At 68.7% G+C, this 14,338-nt stretch carries 12 protein-coding genes; 8 read left to right on the forward strand and 4 right to left on the reverse strand.

Features of this window, described 5'->3' with window-relative positions:
* Positions 1-95: 95 nt before the first annotated feature.
* Together ACIQ5Y_RS01010 and ACIQ5Y_RS01015 are read left to right on the forward strand one after the other, a co-directional pair.
* Complete coding sequence (locus ACIQ5Y_RS01010; protein ID WP_403873528.1) at positions 96-650, forward strand: AAA family ATPase; 555 nt, start codon at positions 96-98, stop codon at positions 648-650.
* 258 nt (positions 651-908) lie between these two features.
* Positions 909-1,298, forward strand: coding sequence for a hypothetical protein (locus ACIQ5Y_RS01015; protein ID WP_403873531.1), 390 nt, complete (start codon positions 909-911; stop codon positions 1,296-1,298).
* 830 nt (positions 1,299-2,128) lie between these two features.
* Here the strand turns inward: ACIQ5Y_RS01015 and ACIQ5Y_RS01020 are convergent.
* Positions 2,129-2,632: an N-acetyltransferase gene (locus ACIQ5Y_RS01020; protein WP_403873534.1), complete on the reverse strand. Its 504-nt coding sequence runs from the start codon at positions 2,630-2,632 to the stop codon at positions 2,129-2,131.
* A gap of 437 nt (positions 2,633-3,069) precedes the next feature.
* A complete protein-coding gene (locus tag ACIQ5Y_RS01025; protein ID WP_403873536.1) occupies positions 3,070-3,696 on the reverse strand; it encodes a hypothetical protein in 627 nt (208 codons plus the stop codon).
* A gap of 1,103 nt (positions 3,697-4,799) precedes the next feature.
* On the opposite strand from ACIQ5Y_RS01025, the gene ACIQ5Y_RS01030 reads away from it, so the two are divergent.
* The 3 genes from ACIQ5Y_RS01030 to ACIQ5Y_RS01040 all read left to right on the forward strand — a co-directional run bounded on the left by ACIQ5Y_RS01030 (position 4,800) and on the right by ACIQ5Y_RS01040 (position 8,193).
* A complete protein-coding gene (locus tag ACIQ5Y_RS01030; protein ID WP_403873539.1) occupies positions 4,800-5,300 on the forward strand; it encodes a hypothetical protein in 501 nt (166 codons plus the stop codon).
* 805 nt (positions 5,301-6,105) lie between these two features.
* Positions 6,106-7,089, forward strand: a complete 984-nt coding sequence (locus tag ACIQ5Y_RS01035) for a serine/threonine-protein kinase (protein ID WP_403873543.1) — start codon at positions 6,106-6,108, stop codon at positions 7,087-7,089.
* 3 nt (positions 7,090-7,092) lie between these two features.
* A complete protein-coding gene (locus ACIQ5Y_RS01040) occupies positions 7,093-8,193 on the forward strand; it encodes a hypothetical protein (RefSeq protein ID WP_403873546.1) in 1,101 nt (366 codons plus the stop codon).
* Positions 8,194-8,262: 69 nt separating this feature from the next.
* Here ACIQ5Y_RS01040 and ACIQ5Y_RS01045 read toward each other — a convergent pair whose 3' ends face one another.
* Positions 8,263-9,066, reverse strand: a complete 804-nt coding sequence (locus tag ACIQ5Y_RS01045) for a metallophosphoesterase family protein (protein WP_403873549.1) — start codon at positions 9,064-9,066, stop codon at positions 8,263-8,265.
* Positions 9,067-9,281: 215 nt separating this feature from the next.
* On the opposite strand from ACIQ5Y_RS01045, the gene ACIQ5Y_RS01050 reads away from it, so the two are divergent.
* Together ACIQ5Y_RS01050 and ACIQ5Y_RS01055 are read left to right on the forward strand one after the other, a co-directional pair.
* Positions 9,282-10,775, forward strand: a complete 1,494-nt coding sequence (locus ACIQ5Y_RS01050) for a hypothetical protein (RefSeq protein ID WP_403873552.1) — start codon at positions 9,282-9,284, stop codon at positions 10,773-10,775.
* Positions 10,776-10,870: 95 nt separating this feature from the next.
* Positions 10,871-11,293, forward strand: coding sequence for a DUF6924 domain-containing protein (locus ACIQ5Y_RS01055; RefSeq protein WP_403873555.1), 423 nt, complete (start codon positions 10,871-10,873; stop codon positions 11,291-11,293).
* A gap of 189 nt (positions 11,294-11,482) precedes the next feature.
* Here the strand turns inward: ACIQ5Y_RS01055 and ACIQ5Y_RS01060 are convergent, their stop codons facing one another.
* Positions 11,483-12,409 (reverse strand): hypothetical protein, encoded by a 927-nt coding sequence (locus ACIQ5Y_RS01060; RefSeq protein WP_403873557.1) that lies wholly within the window; start codon positions 12,407-12,409, stop codon positions 11,483-11,485.
* A 969-nt stretch (positions 12,410-13,378) separates the two neighbouring features.
* On the opposite strand from ACIQ5Y_RS01060, the gene ACIQ5Y_RS01065 reads away from it, so the two are divergent.
* Entirely contained in the window at positions 13,379-14,206 is an 828-nt protein-coding gene (locus tag ACIQ5Y_RS01065; protein WP_403873560.1) for a hypothetical protein, read from the forward strand.
* Positions 14,207-14,338 lie beyond the last annotated feature (132 nt).

Consider the following 14,338-nt stretch of genomic DNA (forward strand, 5'->3'; position numbering starts at 1 on the left):
CTCGTGGCCCCATCCCATCCGGCCGGAAAGGCGAACCCGAGCCGATGGCCGGGGTGCTTCGCCTTCCGGTCCACAGCAATCAGGAGGTCTACGAAATGCCACGACGGCCCGTACTCGTCGCGGTCAGCGGTCCCCCCGCCACCGGAAAGACCACCCTCGCACATCGCCTCGCCCGCGAACTCGGCTGCCCCGCGATCGTCCGCGACGAGATCAAGCAGGGGATGGTCATGAACACCCCTGACCACCAGCCCGACGGCGACGACCTACTCAACATCCCGGCCATGCACGCCTTCTTCGACACGCTCGGCGTCCTCCTCCAGGCCAACGTCACACTCGTTGCCGAGGCCGCCTACCAGGACCGCCTATGGCGCCCGGGCCTCGAACCCCTCTTGCGGGTCGCGGACCTCCGGATCATCCGCTGCACGACCCCCACATCAGCCATCGTCGAGCGCGTCAAGGACCGGGCCGAATCCGACCGACACCGGGCCGCCCATGCGGACGGGAGACTCCTCTCAGACATCTCCACCGGCATCTACAGCCCGGACCGGTTCGCGGAAATCTCCCTCGACGCCCCCACCCTGCTCGTCGATACCTCCGAGGGCTACCGGCCCGACACGGCCGAGATCGCAGCATTCGTCCGCGCGCGGTGACCTGCCGGCCGGTGCCGGGCCTAGATGATCTATTCCAAGGGGACAGTGATCGTAGGCGACCAGTGAGCGTCGGACGGTCCGTCCGGTGGCGTCGTTGTGCCGGATCGCGGTGAAGGAACATCCCGACCTGGCACCGTGCCACCCGTCGGTCGGCATTACCCCCCACCTGAGCGATGCCGAACTGGTCACCCTCGCCACGACGCAACCTCGTTCTCGTCTCCGCAGGACGCCGTTGGACTACACCACCAGGAGGAACCGGTGTCATATCCGCAACTGCTCACCCCCGAAGAGAAGCTCGCTGACGCGAAGAAGCTGCTAGGCCTCCCGCGTATCGTTGCGATCTGCGGCTCCACCCGCTTCATGGCGGAGATGAACGAGGCCGATCTGCGGGAGACCAAAGCCGGAAGGATCGTCGTCAAACCGGGGTGTGACATGAAGTCGCCGCACGAATTTTGGTCTGATCCCGTCGAGGCCGAGGCGCTGAAGGCTCGACTCGACGATCTGCACCAAGCGAAGATCCGGCTCGCTGATGAGGTGCTCGTGGTCGGCGACTACATCGGAGACAGCACCCGAGCCGAAATCGCCTATGCCCGGTCGCTGGGCAGGCCCGTGCGGTTCACGCACCCCGAAGTCGACCCTGACGCCTGACCGCCCGCCGCCTGACGCCTCTGGGTGGCTTTGGCCGCCGCCCACCCCACACCCTCCGCAGGCATCCGCGGAATTGATCATCCAGAGCAGTTGATCGGCGTCGATACGGGAGAAGATCAGGTCGTTCATGTCGTTGACCGGGCCCTCCCGACGCACCGGGGCGGCAGGCCGGCGGACACCCCTGGGATAGCTGGTGGGGTCGTACTCGTTGGGGATGCGGTACATGCGAAATCCGCAGGCCCGAAGCGATTCCAGAACGTCGTGCACGCTCTGCCCCTGCTTTGGCCTGGGACCGGGCGTGACCTCGATGATCAACTCGACGTCGTCGGGACATCGTCCGGTGTGTACCGCTCACCGCTCTCGGGTCCGGTCGTCGACCGCCAAAGCCTCGGCAGCGTCGGCTTGTCAGCGATGGGACCTTCCGGTGGCGTCGCTCAGCTTGTGGGAGATGAGCGCCCGGCGACGGGAACGGGCCAGAGCTGGATGAGGTGCTGTTCCAGGGGATGCTCGTCGTCGGATGCCGTTGCCTCGCGCGGCAGCCCACGCCGGTATCCGTCATGTCCGACGGATACCGGCGCACCCGGTCCGGATGGTCGGCCGCGTTGCCGTACACATGGGCAAGACAATCGCTCGCCACCGCGGGCGAGTTGAAGTCAACGCGCCCGGGCACGCACAACAAGGACAACAGGGCCACCGGGAACCACTCGGAATGGGATCGCAACCCCGAGCCACCAGGAGGCCCTGCTTCCACGCGCGGAAACCGCCGCAATCACCCGATCGAGACTCCCGTTCGACCGACAGCCTTCGAGATCGGTACGGGTGACAACCACTTACGAGTCGGGATGCTTCGGCAGGGCGAGCCAGTCCGACCAGGAGATCTCGCGGCCGAGGAAGCGCGGCCGCTCGAACGGCCAGTCGGCGGCGATCCACTGCGGCACCAGCGCGTCGAAGGCCTGCTCGACCTCGCTGCCCACCAGCTCGTCCACCACCCACCAGGCGATCTCGCCGTCCGCGCCGGCCCTCTCCGGCGGGTCGATGTAGACACAGCCGAGCAGAACCGTTTCTGCCGAATCGAACAGCGCGTAGTTGAAGGACTGGTGCGCGGCGATCTCCTTCTCGTGCCGTAGAAGGTCGGCCTGGTCGGCCTCGTAGGTCATGGTGGCCGCGGGCCAGCCCCAGGCCGGGCCGAAAATGGTCCACAGCCGCTCGCGCGAACCCATCACAGCCGGATAGTCGAGCGGGGTGTCCACCTCCCGGATCGGCCGCAGGTGATGACCACCGCCCGGCAGTGGTACCAGGACGGGGTGGACGAAGTCATCGGGAAGCCAGCTCATGGCGTCCGACCGTAGCAGCACGCGGCCGTCCGCTCCCCTGGATTTTCCCCGCATACCGCCAGGCTCTGCCCTCATGCCGGGCAAGGGCCGCGATCACCCGATCGAGACTCCCGTTCGATCGACAGACTCCATGATCGGTATGGCAACGGCTTCTAGGAATGGACAGGGGCCAGTTCCCCAGACATGCAACGCCTCAAACCACTTGTCGCCGCTCCGCGGAACTGCGCCGAGCGGCCCGGTGCAAAGGTTCTGACTCCTGCGACATCTCGTCCCCCTGTCCAGCTCAACTCATCCCGGTGACACCACTTGCACCGCATCAGGCTGTCCCCGCGAGCAGCCCCCGCTGGCCTGACCCACCCAAATGAACACTCTGGACAACGGCGGCGGCGACCGTCCTGGAGCAGTCCTCCCCTGGCTCTTGTCTCAGGGCTACGCGTTCACGTTCCCGGGCCGGCCCGCCCCCTGACGGGTGCGCGGAGCGCTGCCGCGAGGTCGGACGGAGAGTCCACCGAGGTGTAGACCACCGTCACCTCCGTCCGCCCTGCACGGCCCAGGTCCAGATGGACGGGCGGGTCCAAGTGCAGTGCGACGTTGAGGGAGGCCTCCACCGAGCAGGCCACGGCGCCCGGTTCGCCCGGAACGAGGCGCGGGCCCCGACCCGGCACGGTGCGCATGGCCGGCGCCGTGGAACGCACCGCAGCCCGGGGCAACGTCAGGTCCCCCAGGAACCCGGTCCGCAGCGCCACATGCTCGTCGTCCACCGTGTGCGGATGCCGTAGGAGCGCGGCCACCAGGCCCAGCCCCGCCAGAATCACGAGCAGTTCGCACACCGCGTGCACCAGCCGTACGGCGGGCGGTAGCAACGAGGAGAGCACCAAGGCCGTCACGACCTCCGTCACCGCCATGACCAACACCAGTTGCCGCGTCGACGCCGAATGCCGCAGCCCCGGCTCGGCCCGGCGCAGGAGCACCCACCGGACCAGGCAGACGCCCCACACCCGCACGATCGCAGCCAACGTGGGCCTGTCCATCACGGTGCCCATCATCCGCTCCTGCTCCGTCACACGCTCTCCCCGTCCCGGCGATGCTCCGTCGTCCCTCTCAGGTTCAGACCCGACCGCACGGCCCGGAAGTGACGTATGTCAGCGATCGCCCTGCCGCGATCTCTCGCTGTCACGTCAGTACCTGACCTCCTGGATCGCCAACCGGAAACAACGCCGCAACCGACTCGACACCAGCCGGCTCACTGCCCTCGCCCACCTCGAAATGCAGTGGCGTGGTAAACCCCGCGGGGCCGCACAACGTGGCCGCCTGCCCTCCACGGGCGCCATGCCACCGTCCCGCAAAACGACACTCACTTGCACCAGCCGAACGACACGTCCTCCGTTATCAGGCCGGCTCAGCGCCCGACAGGCTGGTGAAGCCCCCGTCGTCGCCCGGTCCACAATCCATTACTCCAATCAGTCACCCGTTCCGGCTGACGCCCATCCGGTGCCACCACCGCACCCATTCACAGATTCAGTGAGGCAGCTGCGACACCGCACCCCACCACCGCCGCATACTCCGGCGGAACCCGCACCGCGCCCAGCCCCCTCTCGCGCGCCACCGGGCTCGTGCCCGGCACCTCGCCAGCCACGGTCCGGGCAATCCACTGGAACCCTCCCGTGTCCGCGAGGCGCACCACGAGCGGGGACAGATAGAGCCCTGATGCTTCGCCGCCGGCCTGGCAGTCGTGGACGAACGCCCTCTGCCCGACGCTGAACCCTCGGCCCGTCACGGGTGACCCGCGCTCACGCAGCGCTTCATGAGCACTGGCATGCCGGTGACGACCGTGCCGCGCAGCCGGCGCGTCGCGGTGTCACGGCGCTGCGCGTAGTCCTGGCAGCGGGCGCAGTCGGGTGGGGCGGTGAGGAGAACCGGGGGGGAACAGCTTCGCTGCTTCCCGGCGGGTACGGGTGTGGTCGGTGGTCTGTGCCATGGCGCGCCCCTTCCCGGTACTCGCCGGTACCTATACCTTCGGCCCGCCGAAAGCGGCGGGCAGGGGCACCTGAGGCTTCGCGGACAGCCCCAGGGTCTCGCTCGACGATGGGCCGGACACGGCAATGTCTCTGGTCAAGGGGCGCTCCGAGCCTTGCCCCTGCACCAGCTGCTCATCATGCTTAGGCTCATGAACTCGCGAAGCGGGACTTTCGATGCCGTGCCCCTGGAGGCCCTCTTCCCAGAAGCCAGTGTCGCCGATTTCGGCCGCCTTCGACGTTCAGCAGATGGGATCGATCGAGTCCGGACACCGGGGAAACCCCAGCTCTGGGAGTGGTTCCCACAGCACGTCAGGTTCCCGGGGCAGTCTATGGCGGGAACACCGGAGATCCTGTTGGCTGAGGTCTCCCTCTACGACGAAGACGCTGACTGGCTTGAGGCCTCACTCGACGTGGAGTGGACCAAGGAGGGCCTCCTCAATGTCTGGTCAGCCATCAGCGTGGCCTGCTGGTGCGAGGTGGACCACAACGCTCACTACATCGACCCTGTCGAACGGACAGTCATCGGATCGACTTCGCTGGCTGATGCTTTCGAGGCTGTGACACATCGGTTCATCCAACGGCTCGCCGGACCACTGGACCCTGAGTTCTGGAGAGCCCACGCGAGCCTTCCGTGTCGAGAACACGAATGAGGAGCGGGTGACTGTGCCGCAGCGAGCAAGACGGTGCAGTGACGACCATGTGTAGGTCCGCTTCCGGACCCTCCACAACACCCCGGAGCACGCCTGCGGAGTCTGCCGCGCCGACTCCGCCCTCGGCCTCCTGGACAGTCTGAGCATCTCGGGCGTCTCGGGTGCGATCACTGGCCAGTGAGACTGCGCTGGCCGGGTGGGGCTGGTGCTGGAGGTGTTGGTGATGGCGAGACCCGTGTTGGCCGGGAATATCTTACGTTCGGGCTGGTCAGCCTGCCGGTCGGCCCGCATCGCGCAGAGCGTCCGGGAGATCCTGCCGACCGCCCCTGACACGCCGTCGCCTGCCCGCTGTCCCGGCCCAACAGCGAACTGGGCCTCCTCGACACGTGAGGCACGGTCGGGCCTGGATCTCCTGGCCTCGGCCCCGGCGGGGGCGGGACGGTGGAGGCGGGACGGCGGAGGCGTCGGCACCGCCCTCATCGGACCCGACGGCACGGCCGTCGCCACCTGCTGACCCGTCGGCTCCCGCCCGCGGGGCCGACACCGGACCGTGGTCGTTCTCGCCGATCACCGCTGTAGCCGTGTTCCCCGAGGTCGGAGCCAGGGACGTACGCCGACCGCCGCGCCCACGGACGGCAGATTCGTCAATCCGCCCGGCTCGGCGAATCATCATGTTCGCGCACGCGCTGAGCCGATGGCCCAGGCCCCCGGACGTTCGTCGGGCCGGCCGCGCTTCCTCGTTTCGGTGCTGCGGTGAGGACTCCGAGCTCCCGATAGTTTCCCGCGTGAGGGTGGTGGCAATTCGATGGAGGCACGCCGAGACTTTCTTGAGGGTCGAAGGATCGCGAGCTACCAGCTGGAACGCGAAATCGGCCAGGGGGACATGTCCCTCGTCTACCGCGCCGAGGACCTGCTCCTGAACCGCACCGTGGCGCTCAAGCTGATCGCCCCCGAGCTCGCCCGCGATGACTCGTTCCGGCGCCGCTTCACCCACGAGGTGCGGGAGGTGGCATCCATCGACCACCCGCACATCGTCCCGATCTACGACGTCGGTGAGGCCGAAGGCGTCCTATACGTCGCCATGCGATACATCCCCGGTCCGAACCTGGGGACCCTTGTGCGGGAGGCCGGCCCCCTCTCCGTTCAAACCGCCCTGCGCATCGCCGCTCAGGTGGCATCCGCACTTGACGTAGCGCATGAGCACCATCTGGTGCACCGCAACGTCCAGCCCGGCAACATCCTGGTCGACACGGGGCCCGACCGGGGCCACCCCGAGCACGCGTACCTGACGGACTTCGGATCGACGAGGAGGACGCCGGCGCTCACCGGCTTCACCACCGCGGGCGAGTTCGCCGGCACGCTCGACTACACGGCGCCCGAGCAGATCTCCGGCCGTCCGGTCGACGGCAGGTCCGACCTCTACAGCCTCGCTTGCGTCGTGTACGAGACCCTCACCGGCGGGCCGCCCTTCGAACGCGACGAGGACCTGCCACTGCTGTGGGCGCACCTGTACGACCAGCCTCCGCCGCTGACCGGGCGGCGCCCGGAAATCGCGCCCGCCACCGACGAAGTGCTGGCCAAGGCCCTGGCCAAGGCCCCGGAGGACCGCTACGACTCCTGCCTGGAGTTCGTGGCCGCGATGCGCCGTGTCGCCGAGCAGCCTGACGGAGCCCCCTCCGGGCCGCTCGCAGCGAGGCCTTCCCCACCCGCGCCGATGCACCCCCCGTCGCCCGCCGAGTCGGCCACACCGCCCGGACCACCCTTCGACGACGATGACGACGAGTGGTGACCTGTGGGTGACATCGCCAGGAGCGCCCTCGGCGGAGCGTGGACGGTACTCGTCGGGTGGCTGTTGCCGACCGCGCTGAACGTGAGCCTGTTCGTCGTGGCCGTTTGGCCGAGTCTGCGGCGCACCGGATGGTCGCCGAAGCTGTGGTCATCGGATGTCGCACCCCTGTCCCTCGGGGTGATGGCCGTTTCGGTACTGCTCGGGTTGGCGCTCAACGCCCTCCGGAACCCCCTCTACCGCGTGCTTGAGGGTTACGCCCTCTGGCCGAGCGCGCTCGCCTCACACGGCTGCGCTCGCCGGCGGCGGGCCAAGGAAGATCTGCAGGACCGCATCTTGCTGCTCCGACTCGAACGGCAGGAACGGGATCGTCCCCTGTCCCCCGAGGACACCACCCTCTTGACCGCTCTGCGCGCCAACCCGCGGATTGCCCGGCCTGCCCGGAAGGACCGGCGGCGCACCGCGGTCCAGCGTGCCCTGCTGCGCGAGCGGCTCGCTCGCTTTCCGATCGACGACGGGCAGCTGGCACCGACGACACTGGGCAATGCGATTCGCCGCTTCGAAGAGTACGGCCACGACCGGTTCCGCCTGGACACCCAGGTGCTGTGGAACGAACTGACCGGTAGCGCCGCGGAGCCCGTGCGCCGCCAGGTCGACCTGGCTCGCGCGAACGTCGACTTCTTCGTCGCGCTGCTCTACGGCCACTGCGCAGTCGTCCTGTGCGCGGCCCTGACTCTGACAACGGCCCGCCCCGATGTGCCGCTCCTCCTCACGGCCATCGCTGTGCCCGGCTTCCTGATTCCGGTCTGGTATCGAGCGGCGGTTTCGGCGACCGATGAATGGTCGGCAGCCGTACGGGCACTCGTGAACACCACACGCAAACCGCTCTCGGAAGCCCTCGGCCTCCGCCTGCCGAACGACCTGGCGGGTGAACGCAAGATGTGGGCCCTGGTCTCCAAAATGTCGAAGCTGCCACATCACGAACGCGCGGCGGAACTGGACCGCTTCAGAGCAGGACGGAGCGAAAGCCCACCCGAGCAGGCTGAGGGCAGTGGCACCAGAACCCACGGGGCCGAAGGAACTCGTGGAGGGGCCTCCCGTCGGTAGGTCAGAGGCTGGGTGCGGCTTTCCTCATGTCGAAGGCCGGAGCGGGTAGCGGGTAGCGGGTAGCGGATGTCACGGGCTGGGGTCGCGTCCGTCCCGTGGGGCGAAGGCCGTGAGGGCGTCGGTGTCGCTCGCGCGAGCGTGCAGGAAGTAGTCGGCCCACTCCACGATGTCGGGATAGGAGGATTCCCGGCTGAGCCGGGTGGCCGCGGCCTGAAGGTCGAAGTGTGTGGTGCGGAGTTCGACGCCCGGGCCCAGGAGGGCCCAGTGCGCTCCGGTTCGCCCGTAGGGCATGCCGACGCTGCCGGGGTTGATCACGAGTCGGCCCTGCGCCAGGCGGACGAACGGCATGTGGGTGTGGCCGCAGACCACGGTGCGGATGTCGGCGTCGAGCCCGTCGAAGACCTCCTCCCAGCGGTCGAGGCGGGAGTCGACCAGGACGACTTCCTCGTCGTCGCGAGGGGTGGCATGGCAGAACAGCACCTTTCCCAGGCCCTGAACCGACAGGGAGAGTGATCGCGGTAGTGAGTCGAGAAGGTCGAGGTGGTCCTCGCGAAGCTGTGTGGCCGCCCAGGGGGCGATCGGATCGGGGATCGTTTCGCGTTGCCCCCGGCGGAATTCGAGGAGTTCGCGGTCGGCGTTGCCGCTGATCCAGACGACACGATCGCCGAGACCGGTCAGCAGGTCGAGGACCTGGGCCGGTTGCGGGCCGGCGGTGATGTCGCCGGTGAGCACGATGAGATCGGCGGCGCTGACGTCCGGTTCGGCGAGCACCGCCTCCAGGGCCGGCAGGACTCCGTGGATGTCGGACAGGACGGCGATTCGGTTCGGCGTGGTCGTGGTCGTGGTCGTGGTCGTGGTCGTGGTCGTGGTCATGGTCACCACTGTGGGGTGACGGCAGGCGGACGGTGTGATCTTTCGCCCGGCGCGTAGTCGAGGAGGCCGTTCGGCGTGTGGTCAGCCGCAAGGCGCAGGGAACAGCGGGGGTCGCGGCCCACGTTCGCCATGGGGCTTGGGGCGAGGTCGGTAGGGTTGTGACCCGGTGGCCCCGAGAGGGCTGGGGCCGGGTGGACACACGGGGGACACGACACATGCCTACGCCCGAGGAAATATGGGCAGCCGCCGACCTGCCCGCACGTCGGCTCGCCGGGGTGGCGCTCAATCCGTCATCTCCCGAGGACGTCCTGCTGCGGCTGCTCGCCGACGGGCCGGAGGCGGTACGGATGGTGCTGTGCCGGGACCGGATCCTGCCCGACGCCGTCGTCGAGGCCGCGCTCCACCACCCCGACACGCGCACCCGCAGCTTCTTCGCCCGCAACCCGCATGTCGATCCGGCCCAGCGGGCACGGCTGGTGGACGATCCGGAATGGTTCGTCCGCGCCCACCTCGCCGCGGGACCCAAGGTGCCCGTCGGCGGTACGCCCAGGCCACTGCCCGACGAAACCACCGTGTACATGATCGACACGTACGAGGACGAGCTCCTCCACGGCACCATCTACCCGCACGTCTCACCGGAGCTGCGCCGGTCCATGCCCACCCATCCGGTCGCGAAGGTCCGCCGCCTGGGGGTCGAAATGTGGGACCAGTTGCCCGCCACCACCCGGGCCGCGCTGCTGGCCGATGACGACGAGGGCGTCAGGGACCGCGCCGAGCGGCATGTGCGGCTTCAGGATCCGGCGTGGGTGGAGCGCGAACTGCCCGCCCATTCCTGCCACGCACGCTGGGACCTGCTGCTGAACCGGGCCCTCAGCAGAGCCGTCGTGGACAGCGTCCTCACCGCCCCCGTCGCCGAGGGAGAACGGGCGGCGATCGCCGCCAACCCCAGCCTGCCCGCCGACGTGGTGGTCCTCCTGGCCGCCGATCCCGACCCGAAGGTACGTGAGGAGATCGCCCGCCGCACCGACCTGCGGCCCGCCGAGCTCCGGGCGCTCGCCACGGATCCCGACCCCAAGGTCCGGCTCGCCCTGTCCGTGCACCCCGCACTGAGCGAGGAGGAACGGGACGCGATCGACTACGAAGTCCCCGGCGGCGGCTACTTCCCCCCGTATCGCGACTCCTACACGCCCCGAGACCCCCGGGACGTCCGCCGGAACGCGGACTCCCGCCACCCGCTGCTGCGCCGGCGGGCGGCCTCGGACCGCTCCCTACCGCCCGACCTCGTGGAACGCCTGGCCTCCGACGACGACCTCGGCGTCCGGGTACTGCTGGCCCAGAACCATCCGGACGCCCCGGCCCCGCTCCTGCTGCGCAGCTTCCTCGAGTACGACGGCGACGAGCGCGCGCACCTCACCACCCGGCCGAACTTCCCCACCACCGGCCTGGCCGCCTACGCCGACCACGACGACCCGGAGCTCCGCGCCCTGGCCGCCCTCGATCCCCAGGCCGCACCGGCGACCGTCGCACGCCTCACCCGGGACCCCGACCCTGCCGTACGAGCCGCGCTCGCCCGCCACCCGAACCTTCCGCAGCAACGGCTGGGGCAACTCCTCGACGACGAGGAACTGGCCCACGTGGCCGCGGCGAACCCGGCGCTGGACCCCGAGGTGATGCACCGGATGGTGGCGATGCGGGGAGAGTGGAGGTGACCGCCGCATCGCCGGGTTGCCGGAGGGGTTGTGCCTTCGTGGCCGGGGCCCTGTCGGTGACGGTCGATGTCCGTGTCGGGTGAGACGATCACGGGATGCCTCTGCCTCAGCCTGCTGATCTGACCTCATTGGTCCTGCGTACCGACTTCGGGGACGACGGTGCCTGGGACGCGGTTCGAGCCGCGCTCGACGCGGCCGACGGGTACCCCCATGCCACGTATGTCAGCGATCTTCGCTTCGCCGGCGTGGAGGTCCGGGCATTGATGGATGAAGAGGCTGCCGCGGATGAAGACGCCCAGATCATCCACGTCTTTCTGGCTGACGCGGAAACGATGAAGGTCTCAGGTCACCCGCTGTTGGCCGTGGACCTCTGGGACGAGCCCGGGCGGACGTTCAGGCTCCCTGCTCAGTGGTTTCCTGACGTCTCGGCCAACCTCAGCATCGCCAACATGGACTTTGCCGAGTTCGCCGACGCCGCTGATGGCACAGGCACTTTCAGCGGCTTCGACCAGGGCTGACGCCTTGCCGTCAGCGCATCCTGTGGCTGCAGTTCTCCGTGCACCTGTACCGGGGCGGCGGGCGCGACGGCCGGAGCCCTGCTCGGCTCTCTCGTCCCGTAGAGCGTCACCGGCCTGGAGTTCGCCCTGACCGGCTTGCTCACCGTCCTCGCCTTCGACGACCTCCCCTCCGGGAGCAGCGGCCTGCGGTCAGGCAGATCGTTCGGCGCCGTAGTAGCCGTGGCGCATCCGGAACCTCATGGGGTCGGTGCCGTACGCCTGGATGTGCCCGATCAGCATCGACCGCAGCGGCTCGGGCAGGTCCTTGCCGTGCGCTCCGGTCCACTTGAGGGAACTGAAGAGTTCGGCCGCGCCGTCGAGCCGGCCCGGGCTCGGCGAATCGGTGGCGAGCGCCGCGACGATGATGTCGGGGCCCTCGGCGAGTAGCAGCTGCTGGACCGCCATGTCGTACCACTTCAGGCCGCCGGTGGACTCCCGGGCTGCGACCCCGGCCCATGCCAGCAGGGCACCGGCCCGCTCGATCCCGTCGGGAAAGCGGTCCTGGGCGAGGGTGGCGAGCCGGGCCGTGGCTTCGCGAAGCCGATCCGACCAGGCTTCCAAGTCCCGCCCAGGCGGGTTGGAGACCTCCATGGCCGCGTCGCGCAGCTCGGCGGGCGCGGCCTGGAGCCAACGCAGTCGGCGCTGGTCCTCCTCCGCCTCTTGCACCGCCAGCTCTGCCTGAACCTCCCGCGATCCGGTCAGGCCGCGCTCCGCCAGCCACTCGGTGAGTGCCGGACCGTCCAGAAGGTCGGCGTCGCAGTCACCGATGCCTCGAAGGCCGGATTGGTGGTGCAGCGTCCAGCAGGCGATCGGCTCGCCCTTGACGTCGTACACCGTGATCGTCGGCCAGCCGCTGCACAGGCACCGGTCGCCGGTGCCGCCGTCCACAAGGGCCAGCACTCCCGCCAGGTCCGCGATCTCCGCATCGGTCACCACGATCCGTGCCGCGCCGGCGGACTCCGCCTCGTCAGGAGATGCCTCGACGATCACGACGCGCCCGGCGCGGTCCAGTACATCGCGGAGGCGCGCCGTCGTCGGAGCGCCCTCATCCATGCCCATCGTTCCCTCATAGATCACGTCCGCGAGGATATCGACGCGGATCCGGTGACGGCTCCTCAAGGTCTGGGTCCTGGAGCGGGCTGACGTACACGAGGGGCCCGCGCAGGTCCCGGAACCCCCGCGTGACGGGTGCCGAATCGGCCGGTGTCCCACAACCCGGTCGACGGCCGTTCACGGCACGAGGAGCCGCCCCTCATCAGGAGCATCGCGTCGGCCGAGCCTGGACCGCGCGCGCCGGACCACCCGACGCTTTTCGGTCATGTCCATGACCGTCAAGCCGGCTCGTCGACTCCAACGCCGGAAACGACGCGAAGATCCACCGGCGCGGGCCGTCGTACCGCGCCGGCCCCGTCCAGATGAAGCCGTGCACTCAAGGAACTGGAGTAGTGCTCCGGGGCCAGGGGGCCTGAAGGGGTGCGGCTTGGCAGCGGCAAGCAGGGCGCCACTCCTCGCGCTCTTCCGTGACCCCGGCTTCGGCCGATGAAGTTCCCGACGGGCGGAGGCCGATCACCCGGATGTCACCGTGTCCGTGGACACGGGTGGCGTGATGTCTACTGACGGGTTCATCCGGAGTCGATCGTGGGCGGTAACCGTGGAAGCTCCGCTTCCCCTGTGACGAGGGGGCGGCGTGGGGCGGGCGAGGGCCATCGACACTCATCGCTTTTGGACAGTCCGGCCAGTTGTGGCTGGAGTTTATTAGTCAACCTCAAATCCCCCTCAAGTGGTTCGGCGTGCAAAGATCTGCGCCTCCGCCGGAAGGGCGCCGTGATTCGTTCGGAATCCCGGGCGTCGCCATCTCATTCCTGTGGATGAGTGATGGATTGACGACCCGTCCTTCCGTCACTGTCTGCGTCAAACCTGGATCGGCAAGAGAAATTGCGCCACCGCAACAGCCACCAGTACGACAGTCCCTTCCGCACTTCGGGGGCACGGCTCCGTCTCTCAGCACGCCGATCCTCACAGCCCACCAACCAACCGAAGGACGTCATGACAATTTCAGCGAAGGCCACCACGGCAGGAGTGCTGGCCGCATTCGTATTCGCCGGACTGATCGCCCCGCAGGCCGCCTCGGCCGACTCCCCGTCCTCGACCGCGCTCGGCACCTCACCCGCGCAGGAGACCGGGGGCAGCACCTTATCCGCGCAGGAGGTCGGGGCGCTCAAGGCCGCCAACGACGACCGGAACGACAAGTCCAAGGACGGCTGGGGCGGCAGAAACGCCACCGCCGCCGAACTCAAGGCGAAGGACGCCTACATGGCGGCCCACAAGCCGAAGGGCCTCGCTTCCGCGACCACCAACATGCTCCCGTACGTCCACGAGGGCCAGTGGTACAACAACTACTGCGGGCCCGCCACGCTGGTGATGGCCCTGGGCATGCGCGGTATCTGGGGCAACGACCAGGGGACCTTCGCCCGCTGGATCGGCATCTCGCCGAACAACGGCGGTACCGGCGTGGACGCGATGGGCAAGCAGCTGAACGACGAAGCGGGCGGCTTCCCCTACGTCAGGATCAACCTGCCCTACACCCCGAGCAGCTCGGACGTCGCCGCGTTCAAGAACCGTCTCATAGGCGACACCGACGCCAACGCCTCCCTGGTCGGCAACGCGATGGAGGTCTACAACGGCCCGCACCTCGTCGGCCACCCCAACAACGGCTCGACGATCTACCACTGGTTCCCGTTCCAGGGCTACGACGGGGACTGGGCGGCCTACATGGACTCGGCGACCACCGTGTGGTCCAGCGTGCCTCCGCGGAGCGGAATGCCCAACAGCACCCTCGTGACCATCATGGGCGGCCGTGGTTACAACTGGTAGGAGGCTGCTGATCGCAGCGGTGGGCGTGGCGCTGGCGAGCACCTTCGGGTGCTCGTCGGCGCCGCGCACTTCCAAGGCGACAGCAGAGTCTCCTACCCCGAGCAGCGCAGCACCTTCCCAACCGTCCGATTC

Origin of the sequence: Streptomyces sp. NPDC096339, from assembly GCF_044762985.1 — a bacterium.
GTDB lineage: Bacteria > Actinomycetota > Actinomycetes > Streptomycetales > Streptomycetaceae > Streptomyces.